The sequence below is a fragment of the uncultured Negativicoccus sp. genome (assembly GCF_902480485.1).
GTDB lineage: Bacteria > Bacillota > Negativicutes > Veillonellales > Negativicoccaceae > Negativicoccus > Negativicoccus succinicivorans.
The window spans coordinates 1-22327 of the sequence record NZ_CABSTC010000007.1; the positions used below are offsets into that span (position 1 = coordinate 1).

Genomic DNA, 22327 nt, shown 5'->3' on the forward strand with positions numbered 1-22327 from the left:
CGGCGCTTTCAGTTGCCCGACTTCCAACCGCAGCACTTCATTTGTCTTTGCTAATTCTACCACACGAGTGCGTACTTGTTGAACTTCGTAACCTTTTTGCGAAATAAAAATGTTGGCTCCATAGAGAACAAAGACAGCCAAGAACACCACAATCGCAACAACAATAGCCACCATTCGATTGCTCGCAGCTTCTTCTCTTACTTTGGGTTGCGAAACGGGTAGAGCTATACGGTGTTCCGCTAATTCATACTGCCAAACTGAACTTTTCGCCAACATTTCTCGTCACCTCATTTAAACTTTTTCTGCCACTCGCAAAATCGCACTCCGCGCTCGAGGATTATCCTCCAACTCCTGCTCGGTCGGCCGAATCGCCTTGCTGACATTTCGTAACGTCGCCTGATGCCCGCATTGGCATACCGGCAACTCCGGCGGACATATACAATCTCTTGCAAGATCTCGAAACGTATGCTTGATAATCCTGTCTTCCAAAGAATGGAAACTGATGATTCCGATTTTACCGCCGGGCTTCAATGTTCTTATCGCATTGCACACGGCTGTTTCTAAATCTCTTAACTCGCCGTTGACTTCGATCCGTATGGCTTGAAAGGTTCGTTTTGCAGGATGTGGTCCGGTACGCCGCGTCGCTGCCGGAATCGCCGCTTTGATAACTTCCACCAATTCTCCGGTGGTGGTAAGCAGGCCATTCTCTCGTCGTGCCACAATACGTTGTGCAATACGATTGGCAAATCGCTCTTCTCCGTACTGACGAATAACTTGCGCAAGTTCTTTTGCAGAATACGTATTGACAACCGTTGCCGCCGTTAACTCCTGGCGTTGATCCATGCGCATATCTAAGGGGGCGTCATGCTGATATGAAAATCCTCGTTCTTCTGTATCCAATTGGTAAGAAGACACCCCTAAATCACAAACGATTCCATCCACACCGGTAAATCCAAGCTCATTGACTACTTCATTTATCTCTATATAATTCCGCTGCACTAAATGAATCCGGCAGCGCATTTGCTCTAATCGTTGGCGAGCCGCCTGCAATGCAGCCGCATCCCGATCAATACCGATCAGACATCCGTCTGCGGCAAGTCGCGAAGCAATTTCATGCGAATGGCCGCCACCGCCCAGTGTCATGTCGACGTATATGCCGTGAGGGTTCTGTACGACATTATCGACGGTCTCTTTCAGTAAGACTGTTACATGATGAAACATGTTCACCTACAAACTGAAGTCTATCGGCAGATCAATTCCTGCCGCCACATCACTAATGGAATCTCTGGCTGCCTCTTCCTGTGCCGCCAGCTGAGTTTTGCTCCAAATTTCAAGCTGATTGCCGGTACCGACTACAACTGCTTCCCGCTTGATTTGTGCATAGTCTCGTAAATGCGCAGGGAGCAAAATACGTCCCTGCTTATCGCATTCCACTTCACTACTGCCACCAATCAAAAAGCGAATCAGCATACGCACTTCTTTGCGCGTGCTGGAAAGCTGCTGTAGTCGTTCCGCCACTTGCTCCCACCGTTCGAGCGGATAAACGGTAACGCAAGCGTCCAAGCCGCGCGTAATTACAAAACGTTCGCCCAACTCTGCGCGAAACCCGGCGGGGATAATCATCCTGCCCTTGGCATCCACCGAGTGGGAATATTTTCCCATGAACACTTGCCTCACCCCTTTTCTCCACTTTTAACCACATTCTACCATAATTCCCCACTATGTTAAATTCCGTCTCCACTCGCTCTAAAATTTACTAAGATCCTTATTTTTATAATTTTTGTCTATTCTTAGTACCGTACATTTGTACCTCCACTACATTTTGTTGATATCGAGCAATAAAAAAGATCTTCCTTACTATTACTAGTAGAAAGATCTTTTTTATTTAATTAAATTCTAATCAAATTATAGTCTTACAAGCACGCAGTCTTGAATCACATTCATTCCTGCATTTTTAGCTGCTTCTAAAACACGCGGCGTGTCCGCACCGGGTTGAAACCACATAGTTTTGACTCCTTTTTCCGCACATTCCGCTACGGCTTTTAACCCCGGTTCTTCGCCGACAACGAGATCCACCACATCAGGAACTACAGGCAAATCCAAGACGCTGTGATAGACAGGCGAGCCGTCAATTTCAGTAGCGTTCGGATGTACAGGATAAACTTCGTAGCCATTCTTCTTTAAAACTGTATAGACTTTGTAGCCGAATTTTTCCGGTTTGGGTGTCGCCCCCACTACTGCCCACACTTTTTTCTGTAATGCTTCTTGTACCGTCATAAGCCCTCCTTTAGTCGAATCTCAAGTGAATCCAACTGCCATTCTGCAAGATCAATACTCGCCAGTTCCTGCAATGTTTGCGGTTTTCTCTGCGGATTAATCCCTGCCAAGTAACCCAGATACCCTAAGATATCCGAAGGGGTTTTGCCCGCTTTTAACAGCTTGCGAACCGTAATACCGTGCTGCCGTTTTGACAAGCGTATTCCTTCCCGATCACAAAGTAATGGTATATGCCAATACATAGGTGCCGTCAAATTAAGCGCATTCATAAAACGCACCTGCCAGCCTGTCGACTCCGCCAGATCCACGCTGCGAACAACTTCCGTGATACGCATCATCGCATCATCTACCGCCACCGCAAATTGATAGCTGTACACGCCATCGGCTCGCAACACGACTATATCATCGGCGCCTTCCGCCATGGTCGTAAAAATGGTTTCGCCTCGCTGTGATTGGTATGTAACAGTTTCATTGCTGCCACGGTACCTCCATGAAGGCGGCCTTTTCATGCGTTCAGGCACATGCCAACGACAATGCCCGTCATAATCCACATGATGGTCACCACGATGCGGTGCAGACGCAATCGCTAAGCGACGAGCGCGTGAACAAGTACAAGCGTACATTTGTCCCGACTCACGCCACTGTTCGATGATGTTATTGTAAATGCCCAAACGTTCTGATTGGCGATACGGTCCATACGGGCCGCCGACGTCGGGACCTTCTTCCCATACAAAGCCCAACGCATGCAGATCTTCGTACATTGCATCTTCGTATATTTTTTGGCAGCGCGCCCGATCCAAATCTTCGAGCCGCAAAATCCATCGGCCGTTATTTTGTTGCGCCGCACACCAGGAAATCAATGCCGTCCAAACGTTGCCTAAATGTAAGTAACCGGTCGGGCTCGGTGCATAGCGACCTCGGTAATTATTTGCCGAAGTTGATGATGTCCCTGAAAAGTTCACGTTGCTCATTGAGTTTTGTAGCACCACCCATCACGCTGATATGTTGTTGTGCGATGATGCTTTGCAGCAGCGGTGCTTGTGCACGAATATCACTTTGCGTACAGTGAATAATCTCATCCCGAATTTGCTGGCGGAATGTGTCGGGCATTTTGGAAAGCATTCTGTTGACTGCACGTTCTCCGCGCATCGGTAAAGTAAACTGCGTCTGCGTCGGTGCCAGTGCACCGATGACATACTGCCGCATCGCACGATCCGTCGCTTCAAATCGACCGATGGCCGCCGGCATGTCTGCGTATACCTGTAATGTTTCCGCTAAATTAGGATCCCGGTACGAACAAAAAACGCTGTTGCCGTTGCTCATGATTTGCGCATGCGCACCGTACGCGCCACCTAAAATACGTACATTCTGCCAAAGATACTCATAGCGTAAGATATGTTCCAGCACTGTCAGCGCGCCGTGATATGTGTGCCCCTCACGACGGAAATTACCGCCTTGCGCGACATACTGTACCTTGCCCACACTGATAAAGCCCTCGTTACCGATATGTAAATCCAGCGCGAGAGGTGCATCCGCTGATTTTTCTTGCTCCAAATCCGCCAGCAAGCGGGAACTTTCCTGTTGCCAGGCAGTACTCTCCTCTTCGCCGCCGCAAATCAGCGCGAACGATCCCACCATCCGGAAAATACGCCGGCTCGTTTGCTGCAACGCCGTAATAATTTCTTCCGTGCTATGCTGTGCCAACTTCTGCAAGAAAGCAAAATAAGATAACCCCGACTGATCACGTAAACGCTCCAACGGTGAAACATAGGATAATGCACGGTTCATCATTAACGCGTTCCCCCGACGGAAAAGTTGTAAATTCCAATCGGTCTTCTTTTCATTGATCAGCTCCGTCAATCGTTTCGTGTCGGTGAACAGAGTATGATTGATCAATTCATTGGTCAAAGTAACAAGTTGTGACGTATTGGATGTTAATGCTTTGCCTCGGACCACAAAATATGAGTAGACATCTCTGTCATCATCGTAACGGGAACCGCTTTTCAATCCGACAGTAATCCCGCCGGTATGAAAATTGATTTGCTGCGCCAACTCGGCATAGGTATAACCTCGGGTATCCAGTTCACCAAGCACATCACTCAAAAGAACCGCATATAAATATTCCTGTGTCGTTAAATGCAAAAGAGGAAAATAAAGAGTCGCATATAAAATTCCGTTGCTGTCCCCTGCCATACGGTAGACAGGAAAACCTTCAACATCCTCCTGCAGCAACGCGTCTGAATCGACCTTCTGCGGTAATTCGTCGCGTTCCAGGAGCGGTATGGTAGCGAGTTGCTCCTCATTGTCCGCCGTTTGTTGCCGCCGTTTCAACGTTGCCGTCTGCTCGATAATCCGGCGCTCTTTTTCAGGCGAAAGCGTTTCTTTAAAAGCTGCCAGTTTTTCACGTACCGCCTGCTCCTTTTCTTCCTGCAAACCGACTTGCGGTGCCATGGTAATGACAGCTTGATGCGGGTTACGACAAATCAGATCGCCAATAATAGTATGAAATGTTCCGGCGGTGATCTCTTCACGCAACTCTCGAATATCTTCTTCGTAACGCAATCCCTGTAAAGGATCGCGATCATACAACCAGAAATCCAATGCACGCAAATTGTAAAACAGTCCTTTGGGGCGACCGTTAAAATCATTTTCCCGCAACGAAAACTCCAGACGATTCAGCGCCGCACTCAGAAGCTCAGACGAAAACCCTTGCGCAGCAATTTTCTGCATAAAGGCATCAAACAATTGCACCAAAGATGCTTGGTGCTCTCGTTCCGAGCCGATCGCCTCAATGTGCCAAACAGCCTGTTTCAAACTATCGATGATACTGCCGGAAACATCCGTCGCCAGCCCTTTCGAGATGATTTCCTGACGTAACGGTGCACCGGGTATAGTCAAAAGCGCATAATTCCAAACTTCCATCGCCATCATTTGCGCCGGACTGAGAGTATCCGGCAAAACGATATCGATGGCATGTAGCGTTTTCCCCTGACGTTCTTCATCCTCCGTCACGCCGTAATAGAATGTCGCTTTCTGTCGTGCAGTAGGCGCGCTTTGCGTAGCGATTTCGCTGTCGATCTCCCGGTAATGATACTCGTTCAAGTATTTTTCCGAAATATACGTCAACGTTTCTTCGAGCGGCATATCGCCGTAGAGGAAAAAGTACGCATTGGACGGGTGATAATATTGTTGATAAAAATCCGTGAAGGCTTCAAATGTCAATTCCGGGATGTGATCGGGGTCTCCGCCTGATTCATATCCGTACGTAGTATCGGGGAAAAGCACCTCCATCGCTTTTTGACCCAATACATCATCTGGCGATGACAACGCGCCTTTCATTTCGTTATACACAACACCTTTATAAATCAAAGGCTGATCCGCATCATCCAATTCATAATGCCAACCTTCCTGCATAAGAATATACGGATCTTTACGCAGATTCGGATGGAAGACGGCATCCAAATATACATCCATCAAATTTTGAAAATCTTTGGCGTTGCGGCTGGCGACCGGATACATTGTTTTATCCGGGAATGTCATCGCATTTAAAAAGGTATTCAACGACCCTTTGACCAGTTCGACAAACGGTTCACGCAGCGGATACTTATCGGATCCGCACAGAGTTGAATGCTCCAAAATATGCGCGACACCGGTGCTGTCAGCCGGCGGCGTGCGAAACGTTACCGAAAACACTTTATTATCATCTTCCGTAGCTAAAAACAGCAGCTTTGCCTTGGTCTGATCGTGTTGCATTATATACGCTTGCGCGCTAATTTCATTAATGTACGATACTTCTTGGACAGTAAAGCCCGCGACTTGATCGTTTTTTTCGTATTTCACAACATCACTCCTCATCTTTCTCTTATTCTTATTGTAACACAGTGCTTATCGGTATCCGAAGGGAGCTTAAGCGTACCGCTTAAACATGGTATAATATAGCCAATCTTGGTAACTGTGAGGATGTATGATTGCGCTGATTTTTGATTATTTAGGAACGATTGCCTTTGCGATTTCGGGCGCATTGGTGGGCATGCAAAGACGCATGGATATTTTCGGCATTGCCATACTTGCCTTAGCAACCGCTGTAGGCGGCGGCATGATCCGCGACACACTCGTCGGTAACACACCGCCGAGCGCTCTCGAAGATGGCAGCTACATTGCGATCTCACTGGTAACGGTGGTAGCACTCCTATTTTCATTCCGAAGGTTGCGCGGCAACTACAAATACCGACGCTATTCCCTCTACCTGTACAACCTTGCCGATACCTTTGGCCTGGCTTCTTTTACAGTGACCGGCGCAATGGTAGGTGTGGCAGCGGATCCCCGTTCGATTTTTCTGTTGCCGGTGACGCTTGGTCTGATTACGGCCTGTGGTGGTGGCATCATTCGAGATATCGGCGCACTGCGCATTCCGGTGGTATTTCGTAATGAAGTCTATGCCTCCGCTTCATTAGCCGGCGGCATCGTTTTTTGTTTGGTACGACAGATCGCCACTTTGGCTTGGGCCGGTCCGTTGGCATTTTTGACTGTCATGCTGATCCGTTTACTGGCAATTCGGTATAAATTGGAATTGCCCAGGGCTCACCGACGAGATTATTTGGGTAAAAACAAAAGGAGCAAATAATGAAACAAATATTTTGGCGTAAAGCGATCCAAACACTAATGATCGGTGTATTTGCTTTTGGTGCCGGTCAAACGGCATGCGCGGCAACGATTTTATATGTACCGCAAGACAATCGTCCCGTCAGCTATGCCTACACTGTGGATACGGCACAGGCGGCGGGTTACACGGTGCTGACCCCGCCGGAAACGTATCTCTCCGACCAGGGCTACCAAGGCTCGCCGGATAAAGTTTGGGAATGGGTCAAACAAAACGTCAATCAGGCAGACGCGCTGGTTCTTTCCACGGACACTTTGATTTATGGCGGTTTAGTGGATTCCCGCAAGCATGATATAAATATTTTAACCTTGAAAAACCGTCTCTCGGAGCTCGCCGCACTGCACAATGCGCATCCGATGCTGCCGATCTATGCATTCGGCACGATCATGCGTTCCCCACGTGCCAGCGACGGCAAAGTAGAACCTTCCTACTATGCCGACTACGGTCCGAAAATCTTTGAAATTGCTTACTGGCAGGATAAAGCGGATGCGGAAGGCTTGACTGCGGAAGAATCCGCTAAACTTTTATCGCTGCAGATGTCCGTACCGCTGGAATATATGCAGGATTGGTTTGCGCGACGCACGAAAAACAACCAGGTCAACGAAATGTTAATTCAGGATGCCGCCTCCGGTGTGCTCACCTATTTCTGCCTCGGCCATGACGATACGGCAGGTTTTTCGCAGTCCTCATTAGAAGCTCGGTATCTCAAAAAAGCAACGGCTAACCTGTCGCCGCGCGTTTACGGATCTTTCCCCGGCGCAGATCAATTAGGTCTTTTATTAATTGCACGCTACCACGTGGATCGCTCCCAGACAACCCCTAAAATTCGTGTTATTTACCCGCTCGGCGGCGGCGCTGATACGATGCCGCATTATGAAAATCAAAGTATCGGCAAAACGATAGCCGATCACGTCACTGCTGTCGGCGGTGAAATTGTTACCACGGAAAAACCGGATCTTTTGTTAGCCGTTAACACCCCGCTCAGTGATGTCACCGGCGAATCGGAAGCCTTTGCCAACCTTGCTATGCCGCGTAAAAGTGCCGCTGCCTTTTTAACTCGTGTGGAAGATGCGCTTTCGCGACACATTCCGGTCAGCGTCGCCGATATCTTTTATTCTAACGGCTCCGATAATACTCTTTTAAAAGAAATGCAAAACGCCAACTTGCTCTATAAAATTTCTGCATATAACGGCTGGAACACCGCTTCGAACACGGTGGGCTACGCGGTAGCGCAAGGCATTCTGGCCGCACAAATGCCGGAAAAAGCACAGCATCGCATGCTGACAGAACAATACTTGGATAACTGGGGCTACCAGGCGAATATTCGTAAAGAAATTTACCGTGAACAGGAAAATTTGCGCACGGACAATGTCAAATACTCCGGCAAATTAAATCCGCGTCTTTCGGAAATGCTGGTGGAGAAAATTCAAACTTTTGCCGAAGAGCACCTTGACATCAACCCTCGTACTGTAACGGCACGTTTCCCCTGGGGACGTCTCTTTGAAACGCAAATCACGGTAGCTCCGACACCGCAATATCCGTTGATGAGAGATATCCTTGCCGAACGGGCTCGCCAAGAAGCCGCGCGAAAGGCGGCCGAAAAAGCAGCTCAGGAAAGCGCGGCGCAAACCCAAAATACCAAGAATAGTGACAAGTCTACCCCGGCAGCGACAAGCGCTTCCGGTGACAAAACTGCAGCTCCTATACAAAAGCAATAAAAAAACGCCTCCTGGGAGGCGTTTTTTAATGCAACGTTTTTTGCCGTAAATAACGACGCGCATCACCCAAACAATAAAGCGATCCGCAAACTACAATGATATCCCCCGGTTGCGCGAGTTCTTTCGCGCGTTCCAGGCCGGCAACTACGTCCGCCGCCGGTTCGGTCGTTCCCGGTAAGTATTCACAGATCTCCTCTGCACTGCGTGTGCGTGGCGTCGGTGCAGGTACGGCGATAATAGTATCTTCTTCACGGAATAATTCTTCCGCGATACCTTCAATGTCTTTATCCTTCAACGATGCAAATACGAAAAAGCGTTTCTTATCCGGATATATCTCATTCAGCGTCATGGCAAGTGCCGCCGCTCCGTCAACATTGTGAGCGCCGTCCAAGATCACGGGCACATCGCCCTCAATGACCTCAAAACGTCCCGGCCACTGCGCGCGGGAAATACCTTCGCGCAAATGATCTTCCGTAATCCGTGCTTCCTTTTTCATTAGCACTGTTAAAGCCATAGCCGCTACTGCCGCATTGACCGTCTGGTGCATGCCGAAAAATGGCACAAAGAGCATTGCGTCAGCATTATCCTTGCGTTTAAGAGTGATGATCTGGCCACGATCGAATGTCGTGCGACGCTCGACCGAGAAATCACGATCCCATAAATACATTGGCGCATTCTTTTTGTGTGCGATTTCTTTGATAATTTTCAAAGCGGTACGATGTGCGGATGTCACCAAAGGGACATCTTCTTTGATAATGCCCGCTTTTTCCGCGGCAATTTCTTCCACTGTAGCGCCGAGGTATTGCGTATGATCGAGCGACACATTAGTAATCACGGCAACTTCCGGAATAATAACATTCGTCGAATCCAAGCGGCCGCCCATACCTACTTCCACTACGGCGTATTCCACGCCCGTCGCCTGAAACGCAAGAAACGCACATGCGGTCAGCAACTCGAATTCCGTTGCCATTTCACCGCCTGCCGCGACATTTTTCTCTGCGACTTCGCGCACCTGACTTAAATATTTCGCAAAATCCGATGGCGAAATATCCGCTCCATTGATGCGAATTCGCTCAGTATATTCTTCCAAATGCGGAGAAGTAAAACGTCCGCAGGAAATGCCTGCTTGCTGCAAAACACTTTCCAACATGGCGGTAACGCTTCCTTTTCCGTTGGTACCTGCCACATGAATGCTTTTAAACGCATTTTCAGGATGGCCGAGCCCTTCTAAAAGTGCTTTAATACGTTGTAAGCCGGGTTGGATGCCGAACGCTGCCGTCTCTGTCAGCCAAGCAATCGATTCTTGATAGTTCATGCCTTCTCCTTTGCAAGCGTAGCTAAAAACGCTCTACGCTCCATCAATGTGGCCAGCTTCTCGTTGTAGTTGGCCAGTTTTTCGCGTTCTTTTGCCACAACTGCAGCAGGTGCTTTGGTTACAAACGACTCGTTACCAAGCTTTTTCTCCAAACGTGCGACTTCCTGATGCAACTTATCTTCTTCCGCCTGAATCCGTACATTCTCTTTTTCAACGTCGATAACATCTGCCAGCTTAACGTAAATTTCTAAACCGTCGGTAATCGCAGTCAACGCATTTTCCGGCGCCGGCGCATCATTGGCAAGCAGGTTCACTGCACTCGTATTCGCCAATTTTTCAAAATAAAGCGGATGATCTTCCACTACCGCCGTCAAATCATCTCGTTTCACACGCAACAACAAAGGTACTTTTTGACTCGGCGCGATATCTGCCTCCGCGCGCAAGTTACGCACGGCTTTGATGGCATCCATCAAACGATCCATCTGTTCGGCGGCATCCGCAAAACGCAGCGCCGGATCGGGCGTCGGCCATGACGCTTTGGCGAGCGTCAAACCTTCATGCGGTAAATGCTGCCAGATATGTTCGGTGACAAACGGCATAAACGGGTGTAATAACGCCAATGCGCGTGTCAAAACATAAACCAGTACGCTCTGTGCGACCGCACGGTCGGAAGCGTTATCATCCGCATATAAACGCGGTTTAACGGCCTCTATATACCAGTCGCAGAAGATATTCCAAATGAATTCATAGACACTTCCTGCCGCTTCTCCCAATTCAAATTTTTCCAAATTCGCGGTGACACTTTCTTCCGTCTGCGCCAGGCGTTCCAAAATCCAACGATCTGCAAGGGTTAATTCTTCGGGTGAAAAAGCATGTTTTTCTTCATAGCCTTCTAAATTCATCAATACAAATTTAGCGGCATTCCAAATTTTATTGGCGAAGTTACGGTTTGCTTCGACGCGTTCCATATAAAAACGCATGTCATTACCCGGGGTATTACCCGTCATCAGCGTAAAACGTAAAGCATCCGCACCGTATTCATTGATAACTTCCAGCGGATCAATGCCGTTGCCAAGTGATTTGCTCATTTTACGGCCTTGGCTGTCGCGCACCAAACCGTGAATAAAGACGTGTTTAAACGGTGCTTCCTCCATGAATTCGAGTCCCGTAAACATCATGCGAGCGACCCAAAAGAAAATAATATCGTAGCCGGTTACCAAAGTATTGGTCGGATACCATTGCTTAAGTTCCGGCGTTTGGTCCGGCCACCCCATAGTGGAAAACGGCCACAGTGCCGAACTGAACCATGTATCCAAAACATCGGGATCCTGTGTCACGCCGCCGCCGCAATGCGGGCAGGTTGTGATATCTTCACGGGAAACGATCGTTTCGCCGCATTCGTTGCAATACCAGGCCGGAATCTGATGGCCCCACCAAAGCTGACGGGAAATACACCAATCGCGAATATTTTCAAGCCAATGCGTGTAGGTTTGCGTAAAACGCGGCGGCACAAATTCTGTCCGCTTTTCTTCTACCGCTTGTAACGCGGGTTTCGTCAGCGGTTCCATTTTGACGAACCATTGCCGCGTAGCAAGCGGCTCGATGGTCGTGTGGCAGCGCGAGCAGTGGCCGACCGCATGATCGGCATCTTCGATTTTTACCAGCAGACCTTTTTTCCGCAATGCTTCCACTACCGTTTTACGCGCGGCATATCGTTCCATACCGTTAAAGGCGCCGGCGTTTTCATTGAGGGTACCGTTCGGATTCATGATGACAATCGATTCTAATTGATGGCGTTCCCCCATCTCGAAATCGTTCGGGTCATGCGCCGGCGTGATTTTAACCGCGCCTGTACCGAATTCCGGTTCGACATAGCTGTCGGCGACCACTTCAATTTCACGATCCGCCAGCGGCACGATAACTTTTTTGCCGATATACTTTGCGTAGCGCTCATCTTCCGGGTGAACGGCGATACCGGTATCGCCCAGCATCGTTTCCGGCCGCGTGGTGGCAATCTGAATATACCCGTCACCGTCGACCAACGGATAATTGACGTAGTACAGTTTACCGGCTTCGTCTTCGTATTCCACTTCGATATCCGACAATGCCGTCATGCAACGCGGGCACCAGTTGGTAATCCGGAAGCCGCGGTAAATCAAGCCTTTTTCGTATAAGGAAACAAACACTTCGCGGACGGCTTTCGAGCAACCTTCATCCAGTGTAAAACGCTCGCGTGACCAGTCACAGGAAGCTCCCAAACGACGAATCTGCTGACCGATCCGGTCGCCGAATTTTTCTTTCCATTCCCAAACGCGTTCGACAAAAGCTTCTCGCCCTAAATCATCCCGTGTCAACCCCTCTTTGGCAAGCTCCTCTTCGACCTTGATTTGCGTTGCAATACCGGCATGATCTTTCCCCGGTAGCCACAACGTGTTATAACCTTGCATCCGCTTAAAACGAATCAAAACATCCTGTAATGTATCATCCAACGCATGTCCCATATGCAATTGACCGGTGACATTCGGCGGCGGTAAAACAATACTGTACGCTTTTTCCCCCGGTTTCGGTTCTTCATGAAAAACGCCGTTTTCTTCCCAGAACTGATACCATTTCTGCTCAATTTCAGCGGGATTATAGCTGGTTAAATTTTTATATTTCCCCATCCTGGACCCTCCTTTTAAATAAAAAAATAAACTTTCGCCCACATAGGACGAAAGTTATGCTTCCGCGGTACCACCTAAATTATCCATTGATCCCTTGAGACGCGTAACGTGCGCAACCGGACAGACCTTTCTTTCTGCCGACTCGGGGGTGACATAAAACGCAATTCGGACGATACTTGCAGCCGGTGTATCGCTCTCTGCACCGAAGGGGCGTTTCTTCTTCCCGTCATTGTCATTAACGATTTGCAAGTATTGTACTAAAGCATAGCTTAATTGTCAAATAAAATACACCTCGTCAAATGACGAGGTGTATTTTATGCGAATGTGGCGAGCTTACATCATGCCGCCCATGCCGCCCATACCACCCATGCCTGCCGGAGGCATTGCCGGCTGTTCCTGCGGTTCATCGGCAATCACTGCTTCTGTCGTTAAAACAAGAGCCGCGATGCTGGCCGCATTTTGTAAAGCCGAACGGGTGACTTTAGCCGGATCCACAATGCCGGATTTGACCATGTCTTCATACTCTTCCGTCAATGCGTTAAAACCGATGCCGGCATCGGCCGCTTTGACTTTATCCACTACAATGGAACCTTCGAGACCAGCATTGTCTGCAATCTGGCGAACCGGTTCTTCAATCGCGCGACGAACAAGCTGTACGCCCGTACGTACGTCGCCTTCGACATCCAATTGATCCAATGCACTCTGGATATCAAGGAACGTTGTGCCGCCACCCGCAACGATACCTTCTTCGACCGCTGCGCGAGTCGCGTTGAGAGCATCTTCCAAACGTAATTTTTTATCTTTGAGCTCGACTTCCGTCGCCGCGCCGACTTCGATCACTGCTACGCCGCCGGCCATTTTAGCCAAACGTTCTTGCAATTTATCTTTGTCGAATTCCGAGGTAGCCGCTTCATATTGCGAACGAATCTGCGCTACGCGTGCCTTAATATCTTCCGACTGACCCGCACCGTCAACGATCGTCGTTTCGTCTTTCGCTACCCGTACCTGACGAGCCGAACCGAGATCCGCCAAAGTGACGCTGTCCAGTTTGCGGCCGAGATCTTCCGTGATCAAGGTCGCCCCGGTCAAAATCGCGATATCTTCGAGCATCGCTTTACGGCGATCCCCAAAGCCCGGAGCCTTGACTGCTACCGCGCGGAATGTGCCGCGCAGTTTGTTGACAACGAGGGTCGCCAATGCTTCGCCTTCCACGTCTTCCGCAATGATCAGGAGTTCTTTACCCGCCTGAACGACTTGTTCCAACGCCGGCAAAAGATCCGCGATCGCACCGATTTTACGATCGGTAACGAGAATATACGGATCGCTCATCACCGCTTCCATTTTGTCGGTATCGGTGATCATGTACGGCGAAATGTAACCGCGGTCAAACTGCATACCTTCCACAACAGAAAGTTGCGTGCCCATACCTTTGGACTCTTCCACAGTAATAACACCGTCTTTACCGACTTTTTCCATCGCATCGGCAATCATCTGACCGATTTCTTCATCGCCGGCGGAGATCGACGCTACCTGTGCAATGGCATCTTTACCTTCAACGGTGATTGAATGTGCTTTAATTTCTTCAACGAGTTGTTTAACTGCCATTTCAATGCCGCGTTTCAGTACCATCGGATTGGCACCGGCCGCTACATTGCGCATGCCTTCACGAATCATCGCCTGCGCTAAGAGGGTCGCTGTTGTCGTACCGTCACCGGCCACGTCATTGGTTTTGGTCGCTACTTCTTTGACGAGTTGCGCACCCATGTTTTCTACCGTATCTTTAAGTTCGATTTCACGGGCAATCGTTACGCCGTCATTGGTAATCGTCGGCGCACCGAATTTTTTATCCAGAACAACGTTACGGCCTTTCGGTCCGAGTGTTACTTTGACCGCATTCGCCAGCGTATCAACACCCGCCAAAAGAGCTCGACGTGCTTCTTCATTAAATTGAATTGTTTTAGCCATTTAGTTCGCTCCCTTATTTATATGCTTATATATTTTAATGATTGGTAATCAGCAGAAATCGACTGACTTTTATTTATCTAAAACCGCGAGAACATCGCGTTCTGCAATCAGCAGGAATTTTTCATTGTTTTCTTCGATATCCGTACCGGCATATTTGGCAAACAGTACATGGTCGCCCGCTTTTAATTCCATCGGAATCCGCGTGCCGTTGTCGGCTACTTTACCCGGTCCTACTGCAAGTACTTCCCCTTTTTGCGATTTTTTTTGCGCTGTATCCGGCAAGAAAATGCCGCCTTTGGTTTTTTCTTCCGCTTCTACAACTTTAATCAATACACGATCTGCTAATGGTTTTAACATCTACATTACCTCCTTGAAGGATTATCGAAATTTATTAGCACTCTTATCTATTGAGTGCTAACTACATATATAATAATAAGACACTTGCCTTAAAAAAGCAAGCGTCTTTTTGATTTTTTGTCTTTTTATCTTTTTGGTGACGCTATTTGCTGCACTAAAGCAGCGGCAACATCTTCGATCTTTTTCCCTTTTTGCATGGCAAAATTTCGCAGTTTTTCATAGGCCTGTTCTTCCGTTAAATGGTAACGGCTCATCAGGTATCCTTTCGCGCGATCCATCGTCTTGCGGGCCGCCAGCTTTTCTTCCGCACGCGCGCGCGACTGCGACAATTCATTGTGTTCACGATATCGCGCCAGTGCCAGTTGCAAAGTGACTCGCAAGTCGATCTCGCGCACCGGCTTAAGCAAATAGCCGTAGACTCCCGACTCGCCTGCCTTTTGCACCAATTTCTCTTCACTGTAGGCCGTCAGCAAAACGACCGGTCCCAGTCCTTCTGAACGCAACCGACGGGCGGTTTCAATTCCATCCAGACGCGGCATTTTTAAATCCAAAACAAAAATATCCGGCTGCCATTTTTTGCCAAGTGCGAGTGCCTCTACGCCGTCTTTACCGATACCTACTACATCGTAACCGGATTCTGTCAACATTTCGGCAACGTCCATCGCGATCAAGCCTTCATCATCAGCTACGACTACGCGTAAGCGATCCATCATTTTTCCTCCTTGCGCGGAAATTGGCAAATAGCGAGCACACTATTTTTTTCGTTTTGCATGACAAAGGTGCCGCCTAAATGGAATTTCACCAGATTCGCCACAATTTGCAAGCCGAGACGATACCGATCCGGTGAAAAATCAGGCGGCAGCGGCGGGCCGAAATTTTGAATGGTCAGTCGTAACCCATCGGTATCACCGTATAAGCGCACATTCACTTGTTGTTGCTTGCTTTCCCCTTTGCCGTGTTCACAAGCATTTTGTACCAGCTCGTGCACCGTCATTCCGATCGTCAGTGCATCTTCGGATGTCACCGTACCCCAGGTGCCGGCAGCCTCCCAAGTAATTTCAACGGCCGGTGCCCATTCCAATCGCAACTGTTGAATCAATCCTTCGATCAATAGGGCAATATCGACTTCATCTTCCACTTGCGCGGCCAACGTGTCGTGAATGGAAGCAATTGCCAAAATACGCCGTTCCGCCTCTTTTAAAGCCGCTTTTGTTTCCTCGCCGCTGCGTCGTTCCTGCATCCGCAAGAGACTGGCAACGGTTTGCAAATTATTCTTAACCCGATGATGAATCTCTTGAATAACGACGTCTTTGACAAAAATTTCTTTTTCTTTTTGTCGTAGCATCGTGACGTCGGTTAAGAGCAAAAGCACGCCGGCCACGGTACCTTCCGCAGGAATTGGCAATGCTCTGGCGGCCAATACCGCCTGCGGCAACTCCCATTCCGCCGTTACAATCGCTTTTTCCGTGCGCGCCTGTTCGACCGGCGCCATCACCAGACTGTCGCTCATGCGTAACGCCGTATTTGGCTGCGAAACTTCCCAAAGATGTAATAAACGCTGCCCGATCTCATTCATATAAACAACGCGACCCGCCGGATTATATAAAAGTATGCCATCCTGCGTGGAAACGTTCATTTGCTCTGTCGCGTCCGTCGGATAGGGCAATCCCAGTAAGCGCCAGGCACTATCCAATAAAAGTTGCGGGGTATTATCCGGACTGCCGACGAATGCAATCAACGCCAGCACAAGTCCGGCATTATCCAATACCGGGTATACATCAAACGAAAGACTTACTCCGAGTTCGACCTCCCGTCGACCGCTGATCGGCCGCCCTGTACGCAGCACACCGGTCAGAATTTGTTCGTACTTGAGCGGAAACTTCTCACCTACCTGACCGAAATCAATGGCTACACCCACCGCCGGTGCTGCTTTTTCGGTGACAATAACAGCAGTCTTCTCCGCATCCGGCACAAAAAACAAAATATTTTTTTGCGTTAAATCCGCTAAAAAGTCCAGCCATGCGGTAAGCTCTGTTAAAATACGCGCGCCGACAGCGGAAACGGATGTTTGCGTAATATACTCCCGCAACGAAAACGACATTAGATAGTCCCTCGGAACGGCAATCTGGGATCTGCATTTAATGTCCAATCCGCAAATTGTCCTGCTTCGTATTGATAAAAAGCACGTGAGCCGATCATCACCGCATTATCGGTGCAAAAACGCAAGTCCGGAGTCAGAAGTCGCAACCCCGCGCGTTCACACGCCGCTGCCAATTCCTGACGCAAGCCGCTGTTGGCTGCCACACCGCCGGCAATGCAGACAATGTCACGATGTTGCTGTTGCGCCGCGCGAATCGTTTTTTCGACCAGCACATTCACCACCGCATGCTGAAATGATGCGGCTACGTCTTCCGGGCGATACGTTTCCCCACGCTGCTCACAATTATGTAAATAATTTAAAACCGCCGATTTTACACCGCTGAAACTGAAGTCAAAGTTATCTTCATTACGCAGTGCTTGCGGAAATTCAATCGCATGCGGATTTCCTTCGGCCGCCAAGCGATCGATATGCGGTCCGCCCGGGTACGGATAGCCCATCACGCGAGCGATTTTATCAAAAGCTTCGCCGGCAGCATCATCCTTAGTCTCGCCGAGCAGTTGAAATTCGTTGTACGCCGGCACATCTACCAGCATGGTATGCCCTCCGGAAACAACCAACGTCAAAAACGGCGGCTGCAAGTCCGGATGCGCCACCAGATTAGCATAAATATGCCCTTCCATATGATTTACCGCGAGCAGAGGCTTAGCCGCCGCGAAACTGAGGGCTTTTGCGCAGGCAACACCGACAAGCAATGCACCCACGAGTCCCGGCCCCTGCGTGACTGCAATCGCATCGATATCGGCGAGCGTAAGCCCTGCCGTCGTCAGTGCTTCCGCTACGACCGGCATCACGTCTTCTATGTGGTGACGCGATGCGATTTCGGGAACCACACCGCCGAATCGACGATGGATATCGATTTGCGAGGCGATAATATCCGCCAACACCGTACGACCGTCTTCGATAACTGCCGCCGATGTTTCGTCGCAACTCGTTTCCAATGCCAAAATTTTCACTCTGTTTCCTCCAGTTCCCGCGTCAGTAAATAACCGTCTTCACGGGGATTACTGTATGCATCTTCACGCTTCGTTCGCACGACAAATCCTGCCCGCTGATATAAATCCAGCGCGACAGTATTGGATTCCCTCACTTCTAAATGTAAATACCGTGCTTTACGATCATTCGCTTCTTCAATGGCCCGCGCCAACAATTGCGTACCGATACCCTGTTCCCTTTGGTCGGACATGACCGCAATCCGGATGAGTTGTACTTCATCCGCTACAAACCACAGATTCACGTAACCGATGACTTCCGTCCCGTTGGTAGCAACCAAAAAATTACCGGGGCCCTGCAAGAAATCATGTCGCAACGTCTTTGCCGACCATGGATCGGGAAAGCAATCTTTTTCAATTCGTTCAATAGCCGGCAAATCATCGGTAATCGCGATACGAATATTTATTTTATTTTCCGGCGCTTTTCCCATAGCACTTCCGCCTCACTTTTACGTAAATATTGAGGCACCAGCGTAAATACATCATCACTTCCGCGCTGTGCCCATTCCACCGCCGCGCAATCCAAGAGCACCGCGGCTCGCGCTACCTGTTGATAGGGCGGCGCTAACCGCAATCCCGCCGCTTCGAGTTCAGGGGCGAAAAGCTCCACCGCTTCGCCCAGACATATGACATCTTCCGCCTGATCTTTGACTGCGGCAATCGCTTCGGTAAGAGATGCAATGCGACTGTCGATAGCCAATTCCAACCGGCCGTCAGTCCATCTTCCTAAGCTGTAGTAGACATTTCCTTTTTGCGCATCCAGTAAAGAAAGTAACGAGCCGGCAGCATTTTTATAGTTATACATCAGCGCGTGCATAGTATTCACTCCAACGAGCGGGATCTGTAACGCAAATGCCATTGCTTTCGCCGTAGCCAACCCGATCCGCAGTCCGGTAAATGAGCCTGGTCCGGATGTTACCGCAATACCGGTCAGGTCGGAACGATCAAGTCCCGCGAGTCGAAGGACAGTTTCTATATGGGGAACGATTTGTTCGGAATGCGTACGTTTACGCCGCACGGAAAGTTCCGCCACTACTTTTTCCGCCGTCCCCACCGCTACGTTCGAGGTGATCCCTGATGTATCAAGCGCGAGCCACATCTGCCGCCACCTCCTCCAACCATTGTTGCGCTTTCTTATCTTGCGCCCTAACGATAATTTCTCGTGTCATTTCATCTTGCTTGTGCATTTCCACCTGCACCGCATGTCGCGGTAACTCCTCTAAAAATTTATCGGCCCATTCTACCAACGTCACACCTTCACGCCCAAATTCTTCAAAACCTATATTGGAAAGTTCAGCCGCACTCTCCAGCCGATATAAATAAAAATGATGGAACGCAAGCGGCTCGGCATCATACTCATGCAAAATAGTGAACGTGGGACTTGTCACTTCTCCCGTAATACCTAAGCCCTGCGCTACACCTTTCGCCAATTGTGTCTTCCCGGCGCCCAAGTCGCCTGCCAGTGCCAAATATAATCCGTCATACGCATGCCGAGCAAAAATCGTTCCGAGCCGACGGGTTTCTTCCTGTCCCTTAGTGATAAATACCGCTTGCTGTTTCATATGCCTCCAAAATGATTATAGCCGGTGACTTGCAATGCGTGACACGTATCTCCATCGCATATAAATAAGCCGCTTCCTTTTGTAACGCGACCGATCTCATACATTCCCTGCGGTACGGTGGATGTCGCCGGCAACGTGGCCGCGAGTTCAAAGTCTTCACCGCCGTACCAAATCAGATCTTCCGCGCAGAGCGCGTGTGGATCCGAACGTTGCGCCAAATCGCTTTGCCAGGTAAGCGCACTTTGTTCGACTTCGAAACGTGCTTCCGACTGTTTTGCCATATCCCCCAAAGCGAACGCGAGTCCGTCACTGATATCGTTCATCGCGGTCGCGCCAAGCTCCCGCAATAATTTTCCTTTGGCCAATTGCGGCCGTGGCGTGTTTTGAAACGCCCGCAACAATGCCTCGGGAGACATCCCGCGCGCAAGCAGATGATATGCCAGCGCCGCGTATCCGGTAGGTCCCGTCAAAACAATTCGATCTCCCGGCTGCGCACCGCTTCGGGTTACAGCCTGACCGCACGGCACATATCCGAGCGCTGTCGCGGTCAGTGTCATGCCATGTCGTGAATGTACGGTGTCTCCGCCCAGGAGTAGCGCATCATACGTGCGCAGGCACTCTCCTAAACCACGATATAACGAAATCATGTCTTCTTTTTGCGTCGTCTGCGGTAGCGCCAAAGCTACAACAATCCCCAAAGGTTGCGCCCCCATCGCCGCAAGATCACTCAAATTGACCGCTGCAAGTTTCCAGCCGAGCTCTTGAAACGTAATCGTTTGCGCAAAAAAATGAACGCCTTCGGTAAGTGTGTCCGTCGTCACTACCAGTTCCGTGTTCGGAGGAATAGCGACAACGGCAGCGTCATCATTCAACGGCACACGAACCGCCGCCCCTTGGGTCGGACATAATGCGGCGATATCCCGAATCAAAGCAAATTCATCACGGATCGCTGTCATCGCATCTCCTCCTTATCTTATGTTATTGTAGCATACTCGCTCCGCCGCTTTACCGGGAACAAAAGAAAAAGCCGCGAATACATTCGCGGCTTTTTAATTATTTGTTTTCGATCAATTGTTCATCCCGTTCCAATGGCTTCGTCAAATCCAAGTGACCCGTGATGGATTCGATCGGCTCGCCTTCCATCGTGAACTGCACACGTTCAATCTCCGGAAAATTTGTCAAGGTATTAACCGTTTCATACACCATCAAAATTTCTCCTAAAGAACCGCCCTGGTTATTTTTGACAGCCTGATTGAGATCTACGGTAGCAAGTTTCTTGTTTTGATTGACCTCGACTTTTTTGACCTTAGCGTCTTTCGGCCAAATCGGATATTCCAGCTTGCGATCCGCGATCAACATTTCTTCTACCGCCCGGTTTGGCGTGTACTGATCTGACGGCACATTTACCTTTACCGGCACAAGATGCTCTGCATCTTTACTGGGAATATAGGTGACCAGTGTCTTTTCGGTTGTCGCCACCTGCTGCGGTTGACTTGTGCCCATTGGCTTTGTCGATGGTGCCGAAGACGTGCAGCCGGCAATCATCAAAACCATGCACAGTAGCAATGCGCAGATCGGCCATCTCTTTTGTAAAAAATGCAAGCCTTTATTTGTCATCTGGAGTGCTCCTCAGCCCGTTTAAAGTATGTTTCTAATCCGTCTACAATGCTCTTCGCCAATGCCTTTTGAACATTCGGTTTTTGTAATTCGGCACGTTCCCGGGGATTTGAAATAAATCCGAGTTCCAACAATGTCGACGGCATGCTGCTGTTGCAAAGTACATAGAAATTCGCAGTGCGTACTCCACGGTCACCGAAATCCACTTCGGTAAGATTTGCTTCATGCAACGATTCCGCCAGCAACTGACCATAAAGGGAGCCACTGCAATAATATGCGGTCATACCGTCAATATCCGGGCGAACAAACGAATCGATATGAATACTGATAAATGCATCCGCCGCATGAGCTTCCGCCACATCCACGCGCGCCTGCAATTCCTCATCACCGTTAGCATGCGGTCGCGCCACATCGCGATCAGTCTCGCGCGTCAAGTATACTTTTGCGCCCTTTTCTTCCAACATCGGTTTCAAATAAATTGCAATCGGTAAGGTGATGTTCTTTTCATATACATCTCCTTCACCGATAGCACCTACATCCGTGCCCCCGTGCCCGGGATCAATAACAATCGTTTTCCCCTTTAAACCTGCCGTTGTTTTAAACGTGGGCGCAGGAACATACTGCGGTATGTCAATCACCACACGATAGGGTTTATTATGTTTTTTATCGCGTTTCAACGGGAATACTTTCACACTGTTTTTCGACAATGCCTGCGGAAATCGAAAATACAAAACGGTATCATCGTTTTCCCTGCTTACATTGAGCTTCGACACCATCGTCGGATTCAATGTGTATTTACCGACAATTTTGTTACCGTCAGTCTTCGCCAGCGTTACTTTCAGATCCTTACCGTCCTTGCTCAATTGGGCATCGATACTGGGCAGTCGATCTACATCCATCACCACACGAACAAACGGAACATGGGCATCATTACGGGTGACCCATCGCAATGCTTCCACATGTGCCGCAAACGAAGGGACTGTTTGAGAAAAAAGCAATGTACAGAAAAAACAAAATAAAATCAGTTTTCGCACGGTCCACCT

At 49.2% G+C, this 22327-nt stretch carries 21 protein-coding genes; 2 read left to right on the top strand and 19 right to left on the bottom strand.

The features are described from left to right. The 6 genes from RDN69_RS01055 to RDN69_RS01080 all read right to left on the bottom strand — a co-directional run. Nucleotides 1–276, bottom strand: a 276-nt coding sequence (locus RDN69_RS01055) for a hypothetical protein (RefSeq protein WP_288218140.1), incomplete at its 3' end; no start/stop codon positions are given. Between the two features lie 15 nt (nt 277–291). After that, entirely contained in the window at nt 292–1221 is a 930-nt protein-coding gene (gene rsmH, locus RDN69_RS01060) for a 16S rRNA (cytosine(1402)-N(4))-methyltransferase RsmH (RefSeq protein ID WP_024049027.1), read from the bottom strand. Nucleotides 1222–1227: 6 nt separating this feature from the next. Next, nucleotides 1228–1662 carry a division/cell wall cluster transcriptional repressor MraZ gene (gene mraZ, locus RDN69_RS01065; protein WP_024049028.1) on the bottom strand — a complete coding sequence of 145 codons (435 nt, stop codon included), beginning with the start codon at nt 1660–1662 and terminating at the stop codon, nt 1228–1230. Nucleotides 1663–1905: 243 nt separating this feature from the next. Continuing rightward, complete coding sequence (locus RDN69_RS01070; RefSeq protein ID WP_024049029.1) at nt 1906–2277, bottom strand: CoA-binding protein; 372 nt, start codon at nt 2275–2277, stop codon at nt 1906–1908. Beyond that, entirely contained in the window at nt 2274–3248 is a 975-nt protein-coding gene (locus RDN69_RS01075; RefSeq protein WP_273260042.1) for a glutamate--tRNA ligase family protein, read from the bottom strand. Before RDN69_RS01075 ends, RDN69_RS01070 begins: the two co-directional genes overlap by 4 nt. Then, nucleotides 3202–6117, bottom strand: coding sequence for an insulinase family protein (locus RDN69_RS01080; RefSeq protein WP_024049031.1), 2916 nt, complete (start codon nt 6115–6117; stop codon nt 3202–3204). Before RDN69_RS01080 ends, RDN69_RS01075 begins: the two co-directional genes overlap by 47 nt. A gap of 124 nt (nt 6118–6241) precedes the next feature. Between RDN69_RS01080 and RDN69_RS01085 the strand changes: the two genes are divergently transcribed. Both RDN69_RS01085 and RDN69_RS01090 read left to right on the top strand, forming a co-directional pair. Further along, nucleotides 6242–6901: a trimeric intracellular cation channel family protein gene (locus RDN69_RS01085; protein WP_024049032.1), complete on the top strand. Its 660-nt coding sequence runs from the start codon at nt 6242–6244 to the stop codon at nt 6899–6901. After that, nucleotides 6901–8655 carry a DUF4127 family protein gene (locus RDN69_RS01090; RefSeq protein ID WP_024049033.1) on the top strand — a complete coding sequence of 585 codons (1755 nt, stop codon included), beginning with the start codon at nt 6901–6903 and terminating at the stop codon, nt 8653–8655. Before RDN69_RS01085 ends, RDN69_RS01090 begins: the two co-directional genes overlap by 1 nt. Before the next feature lie 25 nt (nt 8656–8680). Here RDN69_RS01090 and RDN69_RS01095 read toward each other — a convergent pair whose 3' ends face one another. The 13 genes from RDN69_RS01095 to RDN69_RS01155 all read right to left on the bottom strand — a co-directional run bounded on the left by RDN69_RS01095 (nt 8681) and on the right by RDN69_RS01155 (nt 22318). Next, nucleotides 8681–9970, bottom strand: coding sequence for a folylpolyglutamate synthase/dihydrofolate synthase family protein (locus RDN69_RS01095; protein ID WP_024049034.1), 1290 nt, complete (start codon nt 9968–9970; stop codon nt 8681–8683). Continuing rightward, nucleotides 9967–12633, bottom strand: a complete 2667-nt coding sequence (locus RDN69_RS01100; RefSeq protein ID WP_024049035.1) for a valine--tRNA ligase — start codon at nt 12631–12633, stop codon at nt 9967–9969. Before RDN69_RS01100 ends, RDN69_RS01095 begins: the two co-directional genes overlap by 4 nt. Nucleotides 12634–12966: 333 nt before the next feature. Beyond that, complete coding sequence (gene groL / locus RDN69_RS01105) at nt 12967–14598, bottom strand: chaperonin GroEL (protein WP_024049036.1); 1632 nt, start codon at nt 14596–14598, stop codon at nt 12967–12969. A gap of 69 nt (nt 14599–14667) precedes the next feature. After that, on the bottom strand, nt 14668–14955 hold the full coding sequence (gene groES, locus RDN69_RS01110; protein ID WP_024049037.1) for a co-chaperone GroES: 288 nt from the start codon (nt 14953–14955) through the stop codon (nt 14668–14670). 125 nt (nt 14956–15080) lie between these two features. Continuing rightward, on the bottom strand, nt 15081–15668 hold the full coding sequence (locus tag RDN69_RS01115; protein WP_024049038.1) for an ANTAR domain-containing response regulator: 588 nt from the start codon (nt 15666–15668) through the stop codon (nt 15081–15083). Then, the gene (locus tag RDN69_RS01120; protein ID WP_024049039.1) at nt 15665–17056 is read right to left on the bottom strand and encodes a sensor histidine kinase; all 1392 of its coding nucleotides are present in this window, start codon (nt 17054–17056) and stop codon (nt 15665–15667) included. Before RDN69_RS01120 ends, RDN69_RS01115 begins: the two co-directional genes overlap by 4 nt. Further along, nucleotides 17056–18069 (bottom strand): tRNA (adenosine(37)-N6)-threonylcarbamoyltransferase complex transferase subunit TsaD, encoded by a 1014-nt coding sequence (gene tsaD / locus RDN69_RS01125; RefSeq protein WP_024049040.1) that lies wholly within the window; start codon nt 18067–18069, stop codon nt 17056–17058. Before tsaD ends, RDN69_RS01120 begins: the two co-directional genes overlap by 1 nt. Further along, nucleotides 18066–18536, bottom strand: a complete 471-nt coding sequence (gene rimI / locus RDN69_RS01130) for a ribosomal protein S18-alanine N-acetyltransferase (RefSeq protein ID WP_024049041.1) — start codon at nt 18534–18536, stop codon at nt 18066–18068. The genes tsaD and rimI overlap by 4 nt, the downstream gene beginning before the upstream one ends. Beyond that, nucleotides 18509–19204: a tRNA (adenosine(37)-N6)-threonylcarbamoyltransferase complex dimerization subunit type 1 TsaB gene (tsaB, locus tag RDN69_RS01135; protein WP_288218141.1), complete on the bottom strand. Its 696-nt coding sequence runs from the start codon at nt 19202–19204 to the stop codon at nt 18509–18511. The genes rimI and tsaB overlap by 28 nt, the downstream gene beginning before the upstream one ends. After that, nucleotides 19188–19667 (bottom strand): tRNA (adenosine(37)-N6)-threonylcarbamoyltransferase complex ATPase subunit type 1 TsaE, encoded by a 480-nt coding sequence (gene tsaE / locus RDN69_RS01140; protein ID WP_288218142.1) that lies wholly within the window; start codon nt 19665–19667, stop codon nt 19188–19190. Before tsaE ends, tsaB begins: the two co-directional genes overlap by 17 nt. Beyond that, nucleotides 19664–20623 carry a thiamine-phosphate kinase gene (gene thiL, locus RDN69_RS01145; protein ID WP_273260027.1) on the bottom strand — a complete coding sequence of 320 codons (960 nt, stop codon included), beginning with the start codon at nt 20621–20623 and terminating at the stop codon, nt 19664–19666. The genes tsaE and thiL overlap by 4 nt, the downstream gene beginning before the upstream one ends. A gap of 97 nt (nt 20624–20720) precedes the next feature. Further along, entirely contained in the window at nt 20721–21284 is a 564-nt protein-coding gene (locus RDN69_RS01150; RefSeq protein ID WP_024049045.1) for a GerMN domain-containing protein, read from the bottom strand. Next, a complete protein-coding gene (locus RDN69_RS01155; protein WP_024049046.1) occupies nt 21281–22318 on the bottom strand; it encodes an N-acetylmuramoyl-L-alanine amidase in 1038 nt (345 codons plus the stop codon). Before RDN69_RS01155 ends, RDN69_RS01150 begins: the two co-directional genes overlap by 4 nt. Nucleotides 22319–22327 lie beyond the last annotated feature (9 nt).

What these genes read in the sequence shown, in the direction of transcription:
- RDN69_RS01070 (WP_024049029.1), bottom strand. Translation starts at nt 2,277, where the DNA reads ATGACGGTACAAGAAGCATTACAGAAAAAAGTGTGGGCAGTAGTGGGG.
- RDN69_RS01085 (WP_024049032.1), top strand. Translation starts at nt 6,242, where the DNA reads ATGATTGCGCTGATTTTTGATTATTTAGGAACGATTGCCTTTGCGATT.
- RDN69_RS01100 (WP_024049035.1), bottom strand. Translation starts at nt 12,633, where the DNA reads ATGGGGAAATATAAAAATTTAACCAGCTATAATCCCGCTGAAATTGAG.
- tsaE (WP_288218142.1), bottom strand. Translation starts at nt 19,667, where the DNA reads ATGAAACAGCAAGCGGTATTTATCACTAAGGGACAGGAAGAAACCCGT.
- rsmH (WP_024049027.1), bottom strand. Translation starts at nt 1,221, where the DNA reads ATGTTTCATCATGTAACAGTCTTACTGAAAGAGACCGTCGATAATGTC.
- RDN69_RS01120 (WP_024049039.1), bottom strand. Translation starts at nt 17,056, where the DNA reads ATGTCGTTTTCGTTGCGGGAGTATATTACGCAAACATCCGTTTCCGCT.
- RDN69_RS01095 (WP_024049034.1), bottom strand. Translation starts at nt 9,970, where the DNA reads ATGAACTATCAAGAATCGATTGCTTGGCTGACAGAGACGGCAGCGTTC.
- RDN69_RS01150 (WP_024049045.1), bottom strand. Translation starts at nt 21,284, where the DNA reads ATGACAAATAAAGGCTTGCATTTTTTACAAAAGAGATGGCCGATCTGC.
- thiL (WP_273260027.1), bottom strand. Translation starts at nt 20,623, where the DNA reads ATGACAGCGATCCGTGATGAATTTGCTTTGATTCGGGATATCGCCGCA.
- RDN69_RS01115 (WP_024049038.1), bottom strand. Translation starts at nt 15,668, where the DNA reads ATGATGGATCGCTTACGCGTAGTCGTAGCTGATGATGAAGGCTTGATC.
- groES (WP_024049037.1), bottom strand. Translation starts at nt 14,955, where the DNA reads ATGTTAAAACCATTAGCAGATCGTGTATTGATTAAAGTTGTAGAAGCG.
- rimI (WP_024049041.1), bottom strand. Translation starts at nt 18,536, where the DNA reads ATGGGAAAAGCGCCGGAAAATAAAATAAATATTCGTATCGCGATTACC.
- groL (WP_024049036.1), bottom strand. Translation starts at nt 14,598, where the DNA reads ATGGCTAAAACAATTCAATTTAATGAAGAAGCACGTCGAGCTCTTTTG.
- RDN69_RS01075 (WP_273260042.1), bottom strand. Translation starts at nt 3,248, where the DNA reads ATGAGCAACGTGAACTTTTCAGGGACATCATCAACTTCGGCAAATAAT.
- tsaB (WP_288218141.1), bottom strand. Translation starts at nt 19,204, where the DNA reads ATGTGGCTCGCGCTTGATACATCAGGGATCACCTCGAACGTAGCGGTG.
- RDN69_RS01090 (WP_024049033.1), top strand. Translation starts at nt 6,901, where the DNA reads ATGAAACAAATATTTTGGCGTAAAGCGATCCAAACACTAATGATCGGT.
- mraZ (WP_024049028.1), bottom strand. Translation starts at nt 1,662, where the DNA reads ATGGGAAAATATTCCCACTCGGTGGATGCCAAGGGCAGGATGATTATC.